We start from the raw sequence: 14,892 nt of genomic DNA, 5'->3' as shown, positions 1-14,892 counted from the left end.
AAACCTTTCGGCCGGCGCAGGCCGGCCGATGGCCGGAGGCCCATGGAGGTCGAATTCATCCGACGCCTTTAGAAAGGAGGTTGAATGGTTCGCCTGATCTATCGCAACCAGGTCTTTGAGGTGCCGGCCGGCCTGACGGTCCGGGAGGCCATGAAACAGGTAGGCCTGAACCCGGAGATCACGCTGGCCGTGCGGGAGGGGAAACTGCTCCATGAAAACACCGTCCTGCAGGATGGCGATGAAATCAAGCTGATCGCGGTGATCTCCGGGGGCGGGGTCTGAGCGAGCCCTCATCCGCCTGGAAGGGCCCCGCTCCATCCCGTTCGCGCTCCTCGGGAGGGCATCATGCTCGCGGTCTTATTCACCGCTTATTGGCTGGGATCGATTCCGACCGCCTATCTGGTGGCCCGGCAGGTGGCCGGTCTGGATATCCGGACGGTGGGGGATGGGAACCCCGGGGCGCGCAACGTGTGGCTGCATCTGGGCTGGCGCTGGGGGGTGATCGTGGCGGTCCTGGATATGCTTAAGGGTTACGCCGCGGTGCGCTGGGCCCAGGCGTTGGGTTTCGCGGAGCCCTATGCGTTCCTGGCCGGCATGGCGGCTGTGCTGGGCCATGACACTTCCCCTTTCCTCCGTTTCCGCGGCGGCCAGGGGATGGCCACCACCCTCGGGGTGCTGCTCGCCCTGATGCCCTGGGAGACCCTGCTTGCCATCGCGGTGTTCCTGTTGGCCTATCGTCTGACCCATCGCTGGGATGAAAGCCTTTTTGTGGGGATGATCTGGCTGCCGCTATTGCCGCTGCTCCTGGGGCGCGATCTCCGCTATGTCCTTTACCCGGTCGCTCTGTTGCCCACCGTTGGCGTCAAGAAGATGATCGATCAGGCGCGGCGCTCCGGGGGCGTTCGACGGATCCTCCACCTGCGCCGCTGAACGGGGGACCATCTATGGAAGCGGCCTATGCCCTCCTGTCGGCCTTCGGGCTGGCGGCTGCCGCTGGCCTCAATGCCTATATCCCGTTGCTGGTCGTGGCGCTGCTGGCCCGTTTCACCGACTGGATTCAACTCGCGCCCCCTTACGATGCATTGACCCATCCGGCGATCCTCGGCCTGCTGGCCGTCCTGGCCCTCGTCGAGTTCCTGGCGGATAAGATCCCGACGGTGGACGCCGCCAACGATGTTCTGCAAACCTTTGTCCGTCCGGCGGCAGGGGCCATCCTGTTCGGCGCGCAGACGGGGGCGATCCGCGAGCTCCATCCCATCCTGGCGCTGGCCTGTGGCCTGCTGATCGCGGGAAGCGTTCATGGAGGAAAAGCCATGCTGCGCCGGGTGGTGCAGGCGGCCGCCCCGCCCCTGGCCCCGCTCACCACCCCGCTCCTCAGCCTCGGGGAGGACCTGGCCGCGCTGGCCCTCAGCCTGATCGCTATCCTGGCGGCGTGGCTGATCCTTTTCGGGTTCATCCTGGTTGCCGTGATCGGGCTTCGGCGCGCCCGGCGGAGCGCGCTCCGCTGAGGGCATCCAACATTCCCCAGGAGGTTTCGATGAGCTGGCGGAGGAGGGACCGTTTTGAAGGCGGACGGCTGGAGATCGACTGGGGGCGGCTTCCGTATGAGCGATGGATCAGGTGGGGCCTCGGGCTCTTCGGTCTGGGGGTTCTCCTGGTGTTCCTCCCCGGGCGCCTGCTGAGCCTGTGGGTGGCGTGGGAGTGGTTCCGGGATCTGGGCTATGAGTCCGTCCTCTGGACCCAATGGCAGACTCGAGCGGTGCTGTTCCTCGTCGGATGGGCTGGGGCGGCCCTCGTTCTGGGGTTCAACGCCTTCCTAACTGCCCGCGCGGCCGGTCGCTCCCCCCGCCTCTGGCTGGGGCTGGCCCTGGGGGCCGGCTTTCTCTTCGGCCTTGCCTTTCAGGGGCAGTGGGAAAGCGCTCTGCTGGCCCTGAACGCAGAGCCTTTCGGCGTTCGCGATCCCATCTTCGGCCTGGATGTCGGCTGGTATGTGTTCCGGTGGCCTTTCTGGACTTTTCTCCAGGAAACCGCTCAGTGGGGCCTGGTTCCCCTTTCCGCCCTCTTCCCCCTGTTTCTCCCGGTCTCCCGGCGCTGGCGGTGGGCCCATCTTTCGGTCCTGGCGGCCATGTTCTTCCTGCTGATGGCTGTGGGCTACCGCTTCGATGCCTACCGGCTGCTTTACGCGGAGCGCGCCATCGCCTTCGGGGCGGGCTACGCGGACATCCACGCCCGCCTGCCGGTCCTCAACCTGCTGAGCGTTTTGATGGTTCTCCTCGCCCTCGGGATGCTGCTGAACCTCAGGTGGCGCCGGCCCCTTCTCCTGGCCGCGGGGTTGGGGGGATGGCTCGCCCTGGCCCTCCTGGGCCTTGAGGCGTATCCGGGCCTGATCCAGAGCCTGGTGGTGCGCCCCAACGAGCTGGCCCGGGAGAGCCCCTATATCGCCCACAGCATCGCCTTCACCCGGCGCGCCTACGGCCTGGATCGCTTCGAGGAGCGGGTCTTCTCTCCCCGCGAGGCTCCCACCCCCGCGGAGATCCAGGCCAACGCAGAGATCCTGGAGGGGATCCGCCTGTGGGATTACCGCCCGCTGTTGCAGACCCTTCAGCAGCTGCAGAGCATCCGGCCGTATTATGTATTCACCGACGTGGATGTGGATCGCTATCGCATCGACGGCGCTTACCGCCAAGTCATGCTGAGCGTGCGGGAACTGGATCTGGGGGCGCTACCTCCCCCGGCCCGCACCTGGGTGAACCGGCACCTGGTCTTCACCCACGGCTATGGAGCGGTGGTCGTGCCGGTGCGGGCCTTCACCCCCGAAGGCCTCCCGGAGTTCCTGCTGAAGGACATCCCGCCAGTGGGAGCCATCCCCCTGACTCGCCCCCAGATCTACTTTGGGGAACGGACCGTCGACTTCGCTTTGGTGAACACGGCGGTGCCGGAGTTCGACTACCCGCGGGGGGAGGAGAACGTCATCACGACCTATCAGGGCCGCACCGGGGTGCGCCTGGGCGGATTGGCACGGCGGGCCCTCTTCGCCCTCTACTTCGGGGATGCCAACCTGGTGCTGAGCGGGGCCCTCACTCCAGAGAGCCGCATCCTGTTCTGGCGGGATATCCGGACCCGTCTGCAGAAACTGGCGCCCTTCCTGCGCTTCGATCCGGACCCCTACGCGGTGATCCTGGATGGAAGGATCGTGTGGGTAGCGGATGCTTACACGTGGACGGACCGCTATCCTTACAGCCAGCCCCATGAGAGTCTGAACTACATCCGGAACAGCGTGAAGGCGGTGGTGGACGCCTACGACGGGACGGTGACCTTCTATGTGGTGGAGGATGAGCCGCTGATCCGGGCCTGGCGGCGGATCTTCCCGGCTCTCTGGCGGGACTTCTCGGAGATGCCCGAAGCATTGAAAGCGCATCTGCGATACCCGGAAGGCCTGTTCCGGATCCAGGCGGAGATCTTCCGGACCTATCACGTGCAGGATCCCCGCACTTTCTACAACAAGGAAGACGTGTGGGCGATCCCGACGGAGATCTTCGGCGCTGAGCCTCAACCCATGGAGCCTTACTATGTGCTCACGCGGCTGGATCAGGGCGGGCCGGTGGAGTTCGTCCTCATCCTTCCTTTCACCCCATCCGGGCGGCAGAACATGATCGCGTGGATGGCGGCCCGTTCGGATCCTGAGCGGTATGGAGCGGTGATTCTTTACCGTCTGACCAAGGAGCGCCTCATCTTCGGCCCGCAGCAGATCGAAGCGCGGATCGATCAGGAGCCTACGATCTCGGCACAGCTCACCCTGTGGAGCCAGCGGGGCAGTCGGGTGATCCGGGGGAACCTCCTGGTGATCCCCATTGGGGAGGCCTTTTTGTATGTGGAGCCGCTATATCTGCTGGCGGAGCAGGGTCAAATTCCCGAGCTGAAGCAGGTGATCGTGGCCACCGAGCAACGGGTGGCGATGGCCCCCACCCTGGAGCAGGCCCTGGCCCAGGCCATCGGCGGGGCGACGATGGCCAGTCCCTCAGGCCCGGGCCCTTCTCCTGGTGCGGATATCACGGCCCTTATCCGGCAGGCTTATGCCCACTACCAGCGCGCTCAGGAGGCGATCCGCCGGGGCGACTGGGCGGCCTACGGGGCGGAGATCGAGGCCCTGGGGAGGATCCTGGAGGCCCTTCAGCAGGCCGCCAGCGGGCCATAGGGCGACAGCCGGGAATCCTGGTAAAATAGAGATGGGCCGCGCCAGAAGGCCGGGCGGTCGCGGGTCGGGGAAACCCGGCCTGAGGAAAGTCCGGGCTCCAGCGGGGCAGGGTGCCGGGTAACACCCGGACGGGGCGACCCGTGGACAGGGCCACAGAAAACAGACCGCCGATCCGCCCGGGGGTTTTCCCCGGGGCCATGGAGGCAAGGGTGAAAAGGTGGGGTAAGAGCCCACCGGCCGGGCGGCAACGTTCCGGCGCATGGCAACCCCCACCTGGAGCAAGGCCAAGCAGCGGGCGCGGCGCCCTTGGGGGCGCCGGGGCTGCCCCGCGCCCAATGCCCGCGGGTAGGCCGCTTGAGGCGGCGGGCAACCGCCGTCCCAGAGAGATGACCGCCACCCCGCGGATCCTCGCGGGGGACAGAACCCGGCTTACAGGCCCTCTGGCGCGGCCCGGATTGCTTTCGGAAGGGATTTTCCCTCCGGGGAGTGGGGGGACGCTCAGATCGCCGGGGGCGATCCATGCAGCTCCGGAGGATACGGTGTGATGCGGTTGGCCTCAAGCTTTTCTTCCCCCTCCTCGTTGCCCTTTGGGCGATGAGGAGGGGCAAAGACTTTCATTTCAGGCCCAAAGGAGGCCGGAAGATGGCGGTGGAGATCGCCCCGCGCATCACCGTAGATCCCAGGGTGCGGTTCGGAAAGCCGGTCATCAAAGGCACGCGCGTTCCGGTCGATCTGATCGTGGGCAAGCTGGCTGGAGGGATGTCGGTCGAAGAGGTCGCGCGCGAATACGAAATCACTGAGGAAGATGTGCGCGCTGCCCTCCAGTATGCTGCCGATATCCTGTCCGCCGAAGAAGTGCGGATCAGCTCCTGATGGGGCGCTTCCTTGTCGATGAGGATATGCCGCGCTCCACATCCGTTGTCCTGCGGGAAGCTGGACACGAGGTGGAAGATGTGCGCGATGCAGGATTAAGGGGATGCACCGATGAAGAGGTCATCGCCTATGCCCGGGCTCGGGGTGCTGTCCTAATCACCGCAGATAAAGGATTTGCAAACATCCTTCGGTTTCCCCTTGGGACCCATGCAGGCATTCTTGTTCTGCGCATGCCCAATGAACTCTCCGTCCCTGAGCTTAACCGACGTCTACTTCAGGCCTTGATGCGTATGGAAGGCGAGGATCTGCGCGGACTCCTGATCATCGTGGAGCCCCATCGCATTCGCATCAGACGTCCGGCTTCCGATCGCTGGTAAGCTGGTCTTCAGTGAGCGGATCCTCGCGGGGGACAGAACCCGGCTTACAGGCCCTCTGGCGCGGCCCTTATAGGGCTCTTTACATGGATTTCCGGTCCTCTCGCCTCTCCAGCGATGGGCCCGCCGTCCCCAAGCCCTCACGGGATGTTTGCTCCCAGCGCGCTTCTCCCCATGAGCCCCCTCGAGCACAATTTGTGAAAATATCCCTATATGGGCGACAAGAGATGCTTTAGAGTGGCAGGAGATGGCGTCTTCGCCGCTGAAGCCCAAAGGGTGGCGGTGGCTGGCCTTCGAGGACCGGGGCTTCCGGGTTTCTGCCGGTCTTCTCTTGGGCGATATGAGGGAGGGGCCATCGCGCCTTCTGGATGGGAGCGGAAGGGCGGGACATCGAAAGAGCCCATAACCGGGTGTGAGGAAAGCGGGAACGCCGGATCAAACTGGGGTATACTTCTCAGAAAAGCGCAACCCCTCAAATCGCTCAGGAGGGAAGTCCGATGGCTGTGAAAGTGGGCATCAACGGGTTCGGTCGGATCGGGCGCCAGGTCTTCCGCGCCATCCGCGAGAAATATCGCGACCGTCTCGAGGTGGTCGCTGTAAACGATATCACCGACGCCCCCACCCTGGCGCACCTGCTGAAGTATGACTCCAACTACGGGCGCTATCCAGAGCCCGTCGCCGCCCGGGATTCCTATCTCATCGTCGGGGAGGACGAGATCCGCGTCTTCGCTGAAAAGGATCCCGCCAACCTCCCCTGGAAGGACCTGGGGGTGCAGATCGTCATCGAGTCCACGGGCCTGTTCACCGACGGCCGCAAGGCCGCCGTGCACCGCACCTCCGGCGGTGCCCAGAAAGTGATCATCACGGCCCCTGCCTCCCCTTCGGACAGCGTGGACCTCACGGTGGTGATGGGGGTGAATGATCACCGCTATGATCCGGCACAGCACCACATCGTCTCCAATGCCTCCTGCACCACCAACTGCCTGGCGCCGGTGGTGAAGGTCCTCCACGATGCCTTCGGGGTAAAGCGAGGATTGATGGTCACCGTCCACGCTTACACCAACGACCAGCGCATCCTGGATCTGCCCCATAAGGACCTGCGGCGGGCGCGGGCGGCGGCCCTCAACATCATCCCCACCACCACCGGCGCGGCCCGGGCCATCGGCCTGGTGATCCCCGAGCTCAAGGGGAAGCTCGACGGATACGCCCTGCGCGTCCCCATCTCCACCGTCTCCGTGATCGATCTCACGGCGGAGGTGAGCCGGCCGGTGACCCGGGAGGAGGTGAACGCGGCCTTCCGCGCGGCCGCCGAGGGCGCCCTCCGAGGGATCCTGGATTACACCGAGGAGCCCCTGGTTTCCATCGACTTCAAGGGCGATCCGCACTCGGCGATCGTGGATGGGCTCTCCACCATGGTCATCGACGGCAATTTCGTGAAGGTGGTGGCCTGGTATGACAATGAGTGGGGCTACTCTGTGCGGGTGGCCGATCTCGCCGCGAAGATGGCGGAGTCCCTCTCCTGAGATCCCGCTGGCGGGGATGGGAGAGCCCTCCCATCCCCGCTCTTTTTCCCGGCACGGAATCACGAGGGGCAGCTCTCGAAGCGCGACGCTCTCTTCAGATCCCGGATCCCCCACGCCCGTTCCGGTTGCCCTCGATGTTTTATAATCCGATATAGAAAGCCATCCCGACCAGGGGCCCAGACCCCTCTGGCGGTTGAATCCCATAACAGAAGATCCCGCCGCCCCTTCGGGAGATGGCGCAACGTTGGTGAGCTTGCTGGTGCATCCTCTTTAAGAGGAGGGAGCCATGGAAGGTCTGATGATGGACTGGCCGCTCACCCTGCATCATTTCCTGGATCGCGCCGCCCGCCTCTTCCCCCGCAAGGAGATCGCCACGCGCACCGCTGCCGGCATGCACCGCTACACCTACGCCGACTTCCACCAGCGGGTCCACCGCCTGGCCCACGCCCTGAACCGGCTGGGGATCGGGCGGGGAGATCGCGTGGCCACGTTCGCCTGGAACACCTACCGCCACCTGGAGATCTACTTCGCCGCCCCCTGTATGGGCGCCGTCCTTCACACCCTCAATATCCGCCTCGCCCCCGATCAGTTGATCTACATCATCAACCACGCCGAAGACCGCGTGATTTTCGTCGATGCCTCCCTCGTTCCGCTCCTGGAGCGCATCCGCGATCGGATCCCTACGGTGAAGGCCTTCGTGATCATGAGCGACACCGGCCCGATCCAGACGACCCTGAGCCCGGCCCTGGACTATGAGGCGTTGATCGCTGAATCCCCGGAGGCGCCTTATCCCTGGCCGCGCCTGGACGAGAACGCGGCTGCCGGCATGTGCTATACCTCGGGGACCACGGGGAACCCCAAGGGCGTGGTCTACAGCCACCGGGCCATCTTCCTGCACTCCATGGCCCTCTGTCTGGCGGACACCTTTGGGATCTGTGAGCGGGATGTGCTGATGCCCGTGGTGCCCATGTTCCACGCCAACGCCTGGGGGATGCCCTTCGCCGGGGTGATGGTGGGCGCCAAGCTGGTCTTCCCTGGGCCCCATCTGCAGCCGCGGGATATCGCGGAGCTGATCCAGAACGAGCGGGTGACGGTGACCGCCGGCGTGCCGACGGTCTGGATCGGGTTATACGCGCTGCTGGAGCGGGAGCGCTATGACCTCTCCAGCCTGCGGGTGATGCCGGTGGGCGGATCAGCGATGCCACGGGCTTTGATCGAGGCCTTCGAGAAGCGCTTCGGCATCCGCATCGCCCACGCCTGGGGCATGACAGAGATGACCCCGCTGGGCACCGTGGCCAATCTCAAAAGCTACATGGAAAGCTGGCCTGACGAGGAACGCTTCGCCGTCCGCGCCAAGCAGGGACTGCCGGTGGTCGGGGTGGAGATCCGGGCGGTGGATGAGCAGGGCCGGGAGGTGCCATGGGACGGCCGGACCATGGGCGAGCTCCAGGTCCGCGGCCCGTGGGTGATCCGGGCTTACTACAATGACCCACGCACCGCGGAGGCCTTCCAGGATGGATGGTTCCGCACCGGGGATGTGGTGACCATCGACCCCGAGGGCTACATCCAGATCGTGGATCGGACGAAGGATCTGATCAAGAGCGGCGGGGAGTGGATCTCCTCGGTGGATCTGGAGAACGCCCTGATGGCCCACCCCAAGGTCCTGGAGGCGGCCGTCATCGCCGTGCCCCACCCGAAATGGCAGGAGCGCCCCCTGGCCGTGGTGGTCCCCCGTCCGGAATTCAAGGAGGACCTCACCAAAGAGGAGCTCATGGAGTTCCTGCGGCCGCGGTTCGCTAAGTGGTGGCTGCCGGATGATATCGTGTTCGTGGAGGCGATCCCCAAGACCAGCGTGGGGAAGTTCGATAAGAAGGTGCTGCGGGAGCAGTTCAAGGACTACCGGTTGCCGGAGGTGCCTGCTTAATCCTACAGCCGCACCTGGCCTTCCAGTGGGGCCACAACCACACCTGGAGGCGTAGGGCAACGGCATGCCGTTGCCCTACGGGGAACGGGGAGGCTCCGCTCAACGATTTGCGGTTGTCGTATTAAGGTTACAATCGCAGCTCCCCACGCAGGTCCTGGGAGCGGATCAAGAAGCAGCGATCTCCTTATGTTGTTGCGGGCGGGCGCGCTTCGGCGCCCGCCCGCAACCCGAATGAAAAAGCCCCCGGCGTAACCTCCGGGGTGTTACGCGGGAGCCTCGATCCATCGGGTGAACGCTTCGATCGGCCGTCGGGGTTTCTCTCGTGGCGGCCCCGCCGGGAAGCCGATCAGGATCATCCCCTGGGGCTCCCAATCCGCGGGGAGCCCCAGCGTCTCCTGCACGATCTCCGGGCAGAACAGTGGGGCGCAGATCCAGCAGGCCCCCAGGCCCAGGGCGTGGGCCATCAGCAGGATGTTCTGCCCGGCCATGGCCACGCTCTGTACCGCCATGGTCCGTTCCGCCGTTTGGCGCCGCGCATCGGGGTAGCGGTCCATCTCCTGCATCGAGAGGCAGACCACGATCGCCAGCGGGGCGGAGACGATCCGCTCATAAGAGCGGGCGACATCCTCCGCGATCCGTTCCTCGGGGACCCCATCCTGACGCAGATCCGCTGTGAGGCGCTCGCCCATCGCCCGGGCCAGCTGGGCTTTCATATGGGCGTCTTCCACCATCACAAACCGCCATGGCTGACGGTTATGAGCGGAAGGCGCCCAGCGGGCGGCCTCCAGCAGGACCATCGCCCAGGCCCGCGGGATGGGATCCCGACGGTAGCGCCGGACGGAACGTCGGGAGCGGATCTGTTCCAACAACATTTGGGCCGCGGAAGGGAGCCCTTCCCGCATTACGGATTCCATGGAAGATCCTCAACGCCGTGGATGGCGTTGGCCCATCGGGCCAGCATGAACAGGAGATCCGACAGGCGGTTGAGATACGCCAGGATCCAGGGGGGCACCGGCTCCTGCCGGTGAAGTGTGACCACCGCCCGCTCGGCCCGCCGGCAGACGGTGCGAGCGACGTGCAGTCCGGCGCTCAAAGGGTGCCCCCCGGGGAGGATGAAGACGCGGGTCGGCCCGGTCACGGCCTCGCACTCATCGATCCACGCTTCGATCTCGGAGATCCGCCCTTCCGGGGGAGGCGGCAGGGCAGGGGCTCGATCCGCAACCGCCGGATCCAGCGCCAGATAACTCCCGATGACGAAGAGGTCCCGCTGGATCTCCCGCAGCCGCTCCGCCCATGGGGTCGGCATCCCCATTGCGCTCAGGTAGCCCAGCCAGGCGTTCAATTCATCCACCGTGCCATAGGCGGCCACCCGGGGATGATCCTTGGGGACCCGCGTCGGGCCCATCAGCTGCGTGGTGCCATCATCACCGGTCCGGGTGTAGATCTTCACGTTCTCCCCCTGTTAGGGCGCAAGCTGCCACCAGAGCCATGCGATCCCAACCCCCAGTAACGCGCCCACGAACACCTCCATCGGCGTGTGGCCGATGAGCTCCTTCAGACGCTGTTCGCTGAGGGGGCGGCCTGCGAACACTTCCTCCAGGATCTGGTTGAGGAGGCGGGCCTGGATGCTGGCCGCGCGACGGACTCCCGCGGCGTCATACATCACGATCAGGGCGACGATGGCGCTGATGGCGAAAGCCGTCGAGGTCAGGCCCTCCCGCAATCCCACCGCGGTCGCCATCGCCGAGACCAGGGCGGCGTGGGAGCTGGGCATGCCCCCAGCGCTGACCCACAGCCCCAGATCCAGCCGCCGCCGTCGGGCCCACTCCACCGGAACCTTGGAGGCCTGAGCCACCATCCAGGCCAGAAAGGCCGGCATCAGGATCGGGTTCTGGAAGATATCGCCGATGGTCATTCCCTCACCCCTCAAACGGGGTCAGGCGGATGGAACCGGATTCATCGCGCTCGAGCAGCTGAACCCGCAGCTGTGCTTCCTGCAATAATTGCTGGCAGCGATCCGCAAGGGCTCGCCCCCGCTCGTAGAGGGCCATCGCCTCCTCCAGAGGAAGCCCGCCGCTCTCCAGGGCGCGCACGATCTGTTCCAGCTCGGACAGCGCCTCTTCGAAGGTGAGCTCGTGGATCGGTTTGTTCATCGGGATCCCCCGTGAAAGGAGATGGGTTCATGTCCATGAAGTCCGACCGATCGAGCTTCCGGCTACGCACGGGTCTCCTCCTGGCCGGGTCAGCCGCCCGAAGGAGCCCCACTGGGCCCCCAGAGCTCCCGGGGAACGCTGGGGACGGCGTGCCTCTCCCGAAGGCCGCTGGCCTATCCCCGCGGCGGTTCTCAGATGGTGGAGGAAAGGATCTGGAGCCCGGGCGTGGCCTCTTCGATGGCGCGGGCGACCGCCTGCACGCCCATCTTCAGGGCCATCGTGGGCCGCAGCCCCCCGATCTCCGCCGGCTGCAGGATCCAGGCGCCTGACCCGTGGGGCTGAAAGCGCAGGGCCACCGTCTCCACCCATGAGCCCTCCGCGATCAGCAGTTCGATCAACAGCCCGTCTCCGTCCACCGGGCGATAGAGCCCTTTCACCCGCCAGATCGTTTCCCCGTCCTGCCAGAGCCGCCCGCGCAGCGTCTCCACGATGCGGGCGAGCTCCGGTGTGCCTTTCCAGATCCGATGGGGCATGGCGTCCTCCGGACGCATCATGCGGGGGAGCGGAGGCGCTGGGGCCGGTCCGCTCCGCCGCCAGATAAAATAAAAACACGTCCGGCCGGCGGCAAGCGCCTTTCGCTCATAGCGGGTCGGCTCCCGATGCGGCAGCGCATGAACCCATGGCGTCTCGAAGGCGCTCTCGAGCCCGGGCGTTCCCTTCAGGGCCTCCGCGATCCAGATCGCGTAATCCGCGTCGTCGGTTGCGATCAGGAGCGTCCCCTCCGGCTGCAGGCGATGGGCGGCCAGCTGCAGGAAGGCCGGCGTCAGCAGCCGTCGGTGGTGATGCCGGGCCTTCGGCCATGGATCCGGGAAATTGATATAAACCCCGGCGATGGATTCCGGCGGGAAAAGGAGGGCGAGGGCGGCGAAGGCATCCCCCAGCACCAGGCGGACGTTCTCCACTCCTTCCCGGCGCAGCCGCCTGAGCGCCCATCGGGTTGGCTCCAGGGCCCGCTCCACCCCCACACAGTTGGCCTCCGGCATCCGACGGGCCAGCGCGATCAGGAAAGCGCCATCGCCGAACCCGAGCTCCACGTGGAGCGGCCCGCTCCGGCCGAAACAGGCGGCCCAGTCTGTGGGCCACGGAAGATATCGCAATTCCAGAAGCCAGCGGGGATCTCCCAGCTGGAACCGTGCGGGAGGGCCTGGAAGAGCGACGGCCCCTGTGGCCTCACGAGGATCCACCATCGTTGCGCGCTCCCCGGGCCGAAAGGATGAGAGCAAGCCGCCCGAAGCGGGGCGGAGTGGATACTGGCTCCAGGGGAATTAAATTATAAGATAACGGGCGCAGCGGGAGGAGGGGAGGAAACATTGAGCTGGAGGATGGAGCGGATGATCTGCTCATAGGACAGGCTGGGCACCTTGCTCACAACTCCAGCTCCCGCACCAGTGTCGTCTCCGTCAGCAGCGGGATGAGCTCATCCTCCACCGGCTCCAGATACAGCTCGATCGCCTCCTGAATGTTCTTCAGCGCCTCCTCGATGGTCTCCCCTTCACTGATGCAACCGGGCAACGAGGGAACATAAGCGGTATAACCGCCTTCCTCGCTGGGCTCCAGCATCACCTTGAATCGCATGATCGCCTCCCGAATGTCTCTCTGAAAATCCCCCCAAGTTTATTCCTTGGAGAATTATACTCCCCTCTCTCAGTTCTGTGGCTCTGGATATCCTCCATGCCCCATAGCGTTGTCCTCCCCGGGCGCGCCGCTCCTGGCCGCTGAGGGAGGTCGTCTCCCCGGGCTTCATCCCGGGATGGGGGGTGCGAGCTGGGCTCCGGCTGGATAGAATGAAGGCTGGAAGCCTGGAGGGAAGCCCGTCGGGCATCGGGAGCGAGGGCATGGGGAGACCGCGAGCGGTGAAGACACCTTTTCGGAATCCGCGAGGTGAGGCGTTCCCGGAGGGAGGCGGGCCGGAGATCGCCATGGCGCGCATGGGCCTGCGATGGGTCCTGTTGCTCCCGCTGATCGCTGCCTGTCGCCCCGCTGAGAGCGCGCGCTATACGATGGACTTCGCGAACGGCGCGCCCGGGTGGTCGCTTCCAGCGGAGACCCGCTTCACCGCCCGCACCGAGAACGGCCATCTGATCCTGAGCCTGAAACCCCCTCGCACGGTCGGCTGGGTTCTCTCCCCTTTTTCGTTCCGGGATGGACAGGTGGAGGTCGAGGGCGCTCTGCTGGAGGGGCCGTCCTCTACGGACTATGGGCTGATCCTCCAGGCTGGGGAAGGGCGTTTCTACCGCTTCGCCGTCAGCGCGGACGGCTACTACGGGGTCTTTCTCTACGAACAGGGGAGCTGGCGGATCCTGGTGGATTGGGCCGTGCATGCCGCCATCCGGACCGGGCGGACCACCAATCACCTGCGGGTCCGTTGTGCAGGCGCGGAGATGATCTTCTGGGTCAATGGCGTGGAAGTGGCCCGGATCCAGCGCGGAGCGAACGAGGGCGGAGGGCGAGCGGGGGTGAGCATTGGGACCATGGCCCGGGGCGATGCCCGGGTGGCCTTCGATCGGTTTGCCGCGGTGCGGGATCGCTGATTTTGGAGGGGGCGGGCGCCGGCCGGAGCGCCCGCCCCACACCGGGATCGGCTCAGCGGATCGCCCGCTCCGTTTCCGCGTCGAAGAGGTGCATGCGATCCATATCGAAGAGCACACGGATGGTGTTCCCCACCAGCGCCCGGGTCCGCGGATCCACTCGCGCGACGAAGGTCTGACGATCCGCCACCAGATGGAGGTGAACCTCGCTGCCTATCAGCTCCCGCACATCGACCCGTGCCTGCACCCCGGCGGGGTGTTTAATGGGCGGGGCGAATTCGGGGTCATAGATGTGTTCGGGCCGCAGGCCGAAGATCACCCGTCGCCCCGCATACGGGCGATACACAGCGACTCGATCGGGGGGAACCGGCACGCGGAAGGAGCCAGTGTCCACCCAGAGGGCATCCCCCTCTGGCACCAGGTGGGCTTCGAAGAAATTCATCGGTGGTGAGCCGATGAACCCCGCCACGAAGAGGTTGTCGGGCCGCTCGTAGAGGTTCTGGGGCGTATCGACCTGCTGGAGCACCCCATCCTTCATCACGGCGATGCGGGTGCCCATGGTCATCGCCTCGACTTGGTCGTGGGTCACGTAGACGAAGGTCGTCCCCAGCCGCTGATGCAGCTTGATCAGCTCTGCCCGCGTCTGCACCCGCAGCTTCGCATCCAGGTTGGAGAGCGGCTCATCGAACAGGAAGACGGCCGGATCGCGCACGATGGCCCGGGCCACGGCCACCCGCTGGCGCTGGCCGCCTGATAGCTGCCGCGGCTTGCGGTCCAGTAGATGCTCGATCTCCAGCATCCGGGCGGCCTCCCGCACCCGGCGCTCGATTTCCGCTTTGGGGACCTTGCGCATGCGCAGGCCGAAGGCGATGTTGTCGTAGACGTTCATGTGGGGGTAGAGGGCGTAGGATTGAAAGACCATCGCGATATTGCGGTCCTTGGGGGGGATCTCCGTCACATCCCGGTCCCCGATGTAGATCCGCCCCCGGGTGACCTCCTCCAGGCCTGCGAGGAGGCGCAGGGTGGTGGTCTTGCCGCATCCTGAGGGGCCAACCAGCACCAGGAACTCCCCATCCGGGATATACAGGGTGAGGTCCTTCACGGCCACGACATTTCCGAACTGCTTGGTGACGTTCTCAAACGCGACGCTCGCCATGGGCCTTACCCCCTGATAGAAGTCCACCTGCCCGGGATCCGCTTGCCTCGATGCCAGCGGTGAAGAATCAGACCTTAATCATCTTGTTGTTATTGTAATCGGATCG

Annotated in this window: 16 protein-coding genes and 1 other RNA gene; 10 read left to right on the top strand and 7 right to left on the bottom strand. The window is 65.5% G+C overall.

Annotated features, from left to right (window positions below):
- Positions 1 to 84: 84 nt before the first annotated feature.
- The 9 genes from VAE54_RS04675 (at position 85) to VAE54_RS04635 (ending at position 8,889) form a co-directional block, all read left to right on the top strand.
- Positions 85 to 282, top strand: a complete 198-nt coding sequence (locus tag VAE54_RS04675; RefSeq protein ID WP_322800774.1) for a MoaD/ThiS family protein — start codon at positions 85 to 87, stop codon at positions 280 to 282.
- Positions 283 to 345: 63 nt separating this feature from the next.
- Complete coding sequence (locus VAE54_RS04670) at positions 346 to 930, top strand: glycerol-3-phosphate acyltransferase (RefSeq protein ID WP_322800773.1); 585 nt, start codon at positions 346 to 348, stop codon at positions 928 to 930.
- 14 nt (positions 931 to 944) lie between these two features.
- Positions 945 to 1,508 (top strand): DUF4126 domain-containing protein, encoded by a 564-nt coding sequence (locus VAE54_RS04665; protein ID WP_322800772.1) that lies wholly within the window; start codon positions 945 to 947, stop codon positions 1,506 to 1,508.
- A 29-nt stretch (positions 1,509 to 1,537) separates the two neighbouring features.
- A complete protein-coding gene (locus VAE54_RS04660; protein WP_322800771.1) occupies positions 1,538 to 4,195 on the top strand; it encodes a UPF0182 family protein in 2,658 nt (885 codons plus the stop codon).
- Between the two features lie 41 nt (positions 4,196 to 4,236).
- An RNA gene (gene rnpB / locus VAE54_RS04655) (RNase P RNA component class A) lies at positions 4,237 to 4,643 on the top strand.
- Between the two features lie 194 nt (positions 4,644 to 4,837).
- Positions 4,838 to 5,068, top strand: coding sequence for a DUF433 domain-containing protein (locus tag VAE54_RS04650; protein ID WP_322800770.1), 231 nt, complete (start codon positions 4,838 to 4,840; stop codon positions 5,066 to 5,068).
- Entirely contained in the window at positions 5,068 to 5,445 is a 378-nt protein-coding gene (locus VAE54_RS04645) for a DUF5615 family PIN-like protein (protein WP_322800769.1), read from the top strand. The genes VAE54_RS04650 and VAE54_RS04645 overlap by 1 nt, the downstream gene beginning before the upstream one ends.
- 494 nt (positions 5,446 to 5,939) lie before the next feature.
- On the top strand, positions 5,940 to 6,965 hold the full coding sequence (gene gap, locus VAE54_RS04640) for a type I glyceraldehyde-3-phosphate dehydrogenase (RefSeq protein WP_322800768.1): 1,026 nt from the start codon (positions 5,940 to 5,942) through the stop codon (positions 6,963 to 6,965).
- A gap of 286 nt (positions 6,966 to 7,251) precedes the next feature.
- Positions 7,252 to 8,889 (top strand): long-chain fatty acid--CoA ligase, encoded by a 1,638-nt coding sequence (locus VAE54_RS04635; RefSeq protein ID WP_322800767.1) that lies wholly within the window; start codon positions 7,252 to 7,254, stop codon positions 8,887 to 8,889.
- A 263-nt stretch (positions 8,890 to 9,152) separates the two neighbouring features.
- Here VAE54_RS04635 and VAE54_RS04630 read toward each other — a convergent pair whose 3' ends face one another.
- The 6 genes from VAE54_RS04630 to VAE54_RS04605 form a co-directional block, all read right to left on the bottom strand.
- A complete protein-coding gene (locus VAE54_RS04630) occupies positions 9,153 to 9,803 on the bottom strand; it encodes a nitroreductase family protein (RefSeq protein WP_322800766.1) in 651 nt (216 codons plus the stop codon).
- Complete coding sequence (locus VAE54_RS04625; RefSeq protein ID WP_322800765.1) at positions 9,791 to 10,339, bottom strand: cob(I)yrinic acid a,c-diamide adenosyltransferase; 549 nt, start codon at positions 10,337 to 10,339, stop codon at positions 9,791 to 9,793. Before VAE54_RS04625 ends, VAE54_RS04630 begins: the two co-directional genes overlap by 13 nt.
- Positions 10,340 to 10,351: 12 nt before the next feature.
- Positions 10,352 to 10,804 carry a divergent PAP2 family protein gene (locus VAE54_RS04620; RefSeq protein WP_322800764.1) on the bottom strand — a complete coding sequence of 151 codons (453 nt, stop codon included), beginning with the start codon at positions 10,802 to 10,804 and terminating at the stop codon, positions 10,352 to 10,354.
- 4 nt (positions 10,805 to 10,808) lie between these two features.
- Positions 10,809 to 11,042 carry an exodeoxyribonuclease VII small subunit gene (gene xseB / locus VAE54_RS04615; RefSeq protein WP_322800763.1) on the bottom strand — a complete coding sequence of 78 codons (234 nt, stop codon included), beginning with the start codon at positions 11,040 to 11,042 and terminating at the stop codon, positions 10,809 to 10,811.
- Between the two features lie 191 nt (positions 11,043 to 11,233).
- On the bottom strand, positions 11,234 to 12,289 hold the full coding sequence (gene trmB / locus VAE54_RS04610; protein ID WP_322800762.1) for a tRNA (guanosine(46)-N7)-methyltransferase TrmB: 1,056 nt from the start codon (positions 12,287 to 12,289) through the stop codon (positions 11,234 to 11,236).
- Positions 12,290 to 12,467: 178 nt separating this feature from the next.
- Positions 12,468 to 12,677, bottom strand: coding sequence for a type II toxin-antitoxin system HicB family antitoxin (locus VAE54_RS04605; RefSeq protein WP_322800761.1), 210 nt, complete (start codon positions 12,675 to 12,677; stop codon positions 12,468 to 12,470).
- Positions 12,678 to 12,937: 260 nt separating this feature from the next.
- Between VAE54_RS04605 and VAE54_RS04600 the strand changes: the two genes are divergently transcribed.
- Positions 12,938 to 13,633: a hypothetical protein gene (locus tag VAE54_RS04600; RefSeq protein ID WP_322800760.1), complete on the top strand. Its 696-nt coding sequence runs from the start codon at positions 12,938 to 12,940 to the stop codon at positions 13,631 to 13,633.
- Positions 13,634 to 13,685: 52 nt separating this feature from the next.
- Here VAE54_RS04600 and VAE54_RS04595 read toward each other — a convergent pair whose 3' ends face one another.
- The gene (locus VAE54_RS04595; protein WP_322800759.1) at positions 13,686 to 14,786 is read right to left on the bottom strand and encodes an ABC transporter ATP-binding protein; all 1,101 of its coding nucleotides are present in this window, start codon (positions 14,784 to 14,786) and stop codon (positions 13,686 to 13,688) included.
- Positions 14,787 to 14,892: the final 106 nt, after the last annotated feature.

Source organism: Thermoflexus sp. (assembly GCF_034432235.1).
Classification (GTDB): domain Bacteria; phylum Chloroflexota; class Anaerolineae; order Thermoflexales; family Thermoflexaceae; genus Thermoflexus.
Note: the sequence above shows the minus strand (reverse complement) of the source record. Positions and strands in the feature narration are given on the sequence as shown.

What these genes read in the sequence shown, in the direction of transcription:
- VAE54_RS04650 (WP_322800770.1), top strand. Translation starts at nt 4,838, where the DNA reads ATGGCGGTGGAGATCGCCCCGCGCATCACCGTAGATCCCAGGGTGCGG.
- VAE54_RS04620 (WP_322800764.1), bottom strand. Translation starts at nt 10,804, where the DNA reads ATGACCATCGGCGATATCTTCCAGAACCCGATCCTGATGCCGGCCTTT.
- VAE54_RS04595 (WP_322800759.1), bottom strand. Translation starts at nt 14,786, where the DNA reads ATGGCGAGCGTCGCGTTTGAGAACGTCACCAAGCAGTTCGGAAATGTC.
- VAE54_RS04600 (WP_322800760.1), top strand. Translation starts at nt 12,938, where the DNA reads ATGGGGAGACCGCGAGCGGTGAAGACACCTTTTCGGAATCCGCGAGGT.
- VAE54_RS04665 (WP_322800772.1), top strand. Translation starts at nt 945, where the DNA reads ATGGAAGCGGCCTATGCCCTCCTGTCGGCCTTCGGGCTGGCGGCTGCC.
- VAE54_RS04630 (WP_322800766.1), bottom strand. Translation starts at nt 9,803, where the DNA reads ATGGAATCCGTAATGCGGGAAGGGCTCCCTTCCGCGGCCCAAATGTTG.
- gap (WP_322800768.1), top strand. Translation starts at nt 5,940, where the DNA reads ATGGCTGTGAAAGTGGGCATCAACGGGTTCGGTCGGATCGGGCGCCAG.
- trmB (WP_322800762.1), bottom strand. Translation starts at nt 12,289, where the DNA reads ATGGTGGATCCTCGTGAGGCCACAGGGGCCGTCGCTCTTCCAGGCCCT.
- VAE54_RS04670 (WP_322800773.1), top strand. Translation starts at nt 346, where the DNA reads ATGCTCGCGGTCTTATTCACCGCTTATTGGCTGGGATCGATTCCGACC.
- VAE54_RS04635 (WP_322800767.1), top strand. Translation starts at nt 7,252, where the DNA reads ATGGAAGGTCTGATGATGGACTGGCCGCTCACCCTGCATCATTTCCTG.
- VAE54_RS04660 (WP_322800771.1), top strand. Translation starts at nt 1,538, where the DNA reads ATGAGCTGGCGGAGGAGGGACCGTTTTGAAGGCGGACGGCTGGAGATC.
- VAE54_RS04675 (WP_322800774.1), top strand. Translation starts at nt 85, where the DNA reads ATGGTTCGCCTGATCTATCGCAACCAGGTCTTTGAGGTGCCGGCCGGC.
- VAE54_RS04645 (WP_322800769.1), top strand. Translation starts at nt 5,068, where the DNA reads ATGGGGCGCTTCCTTGTCGATGAGGATATGCCGCGCTCCACATCCGTT.
- VAE54_RS04605 (WP_322800761.1), bottom strand. Translation starts at nt 12,677, where the DNA reads ATGCGATTCAAGGTGATGCTGGAGCCCAGCGAGGAAGGCGGTTATACC.
- xseB (WP_322800763.1), bottom strand. Translation starts at nt 11,042, where the DNA reads ATGAACAAACCGATCCACGAGCTCACCTTCGAAGAGGCGCTGTCCGAG.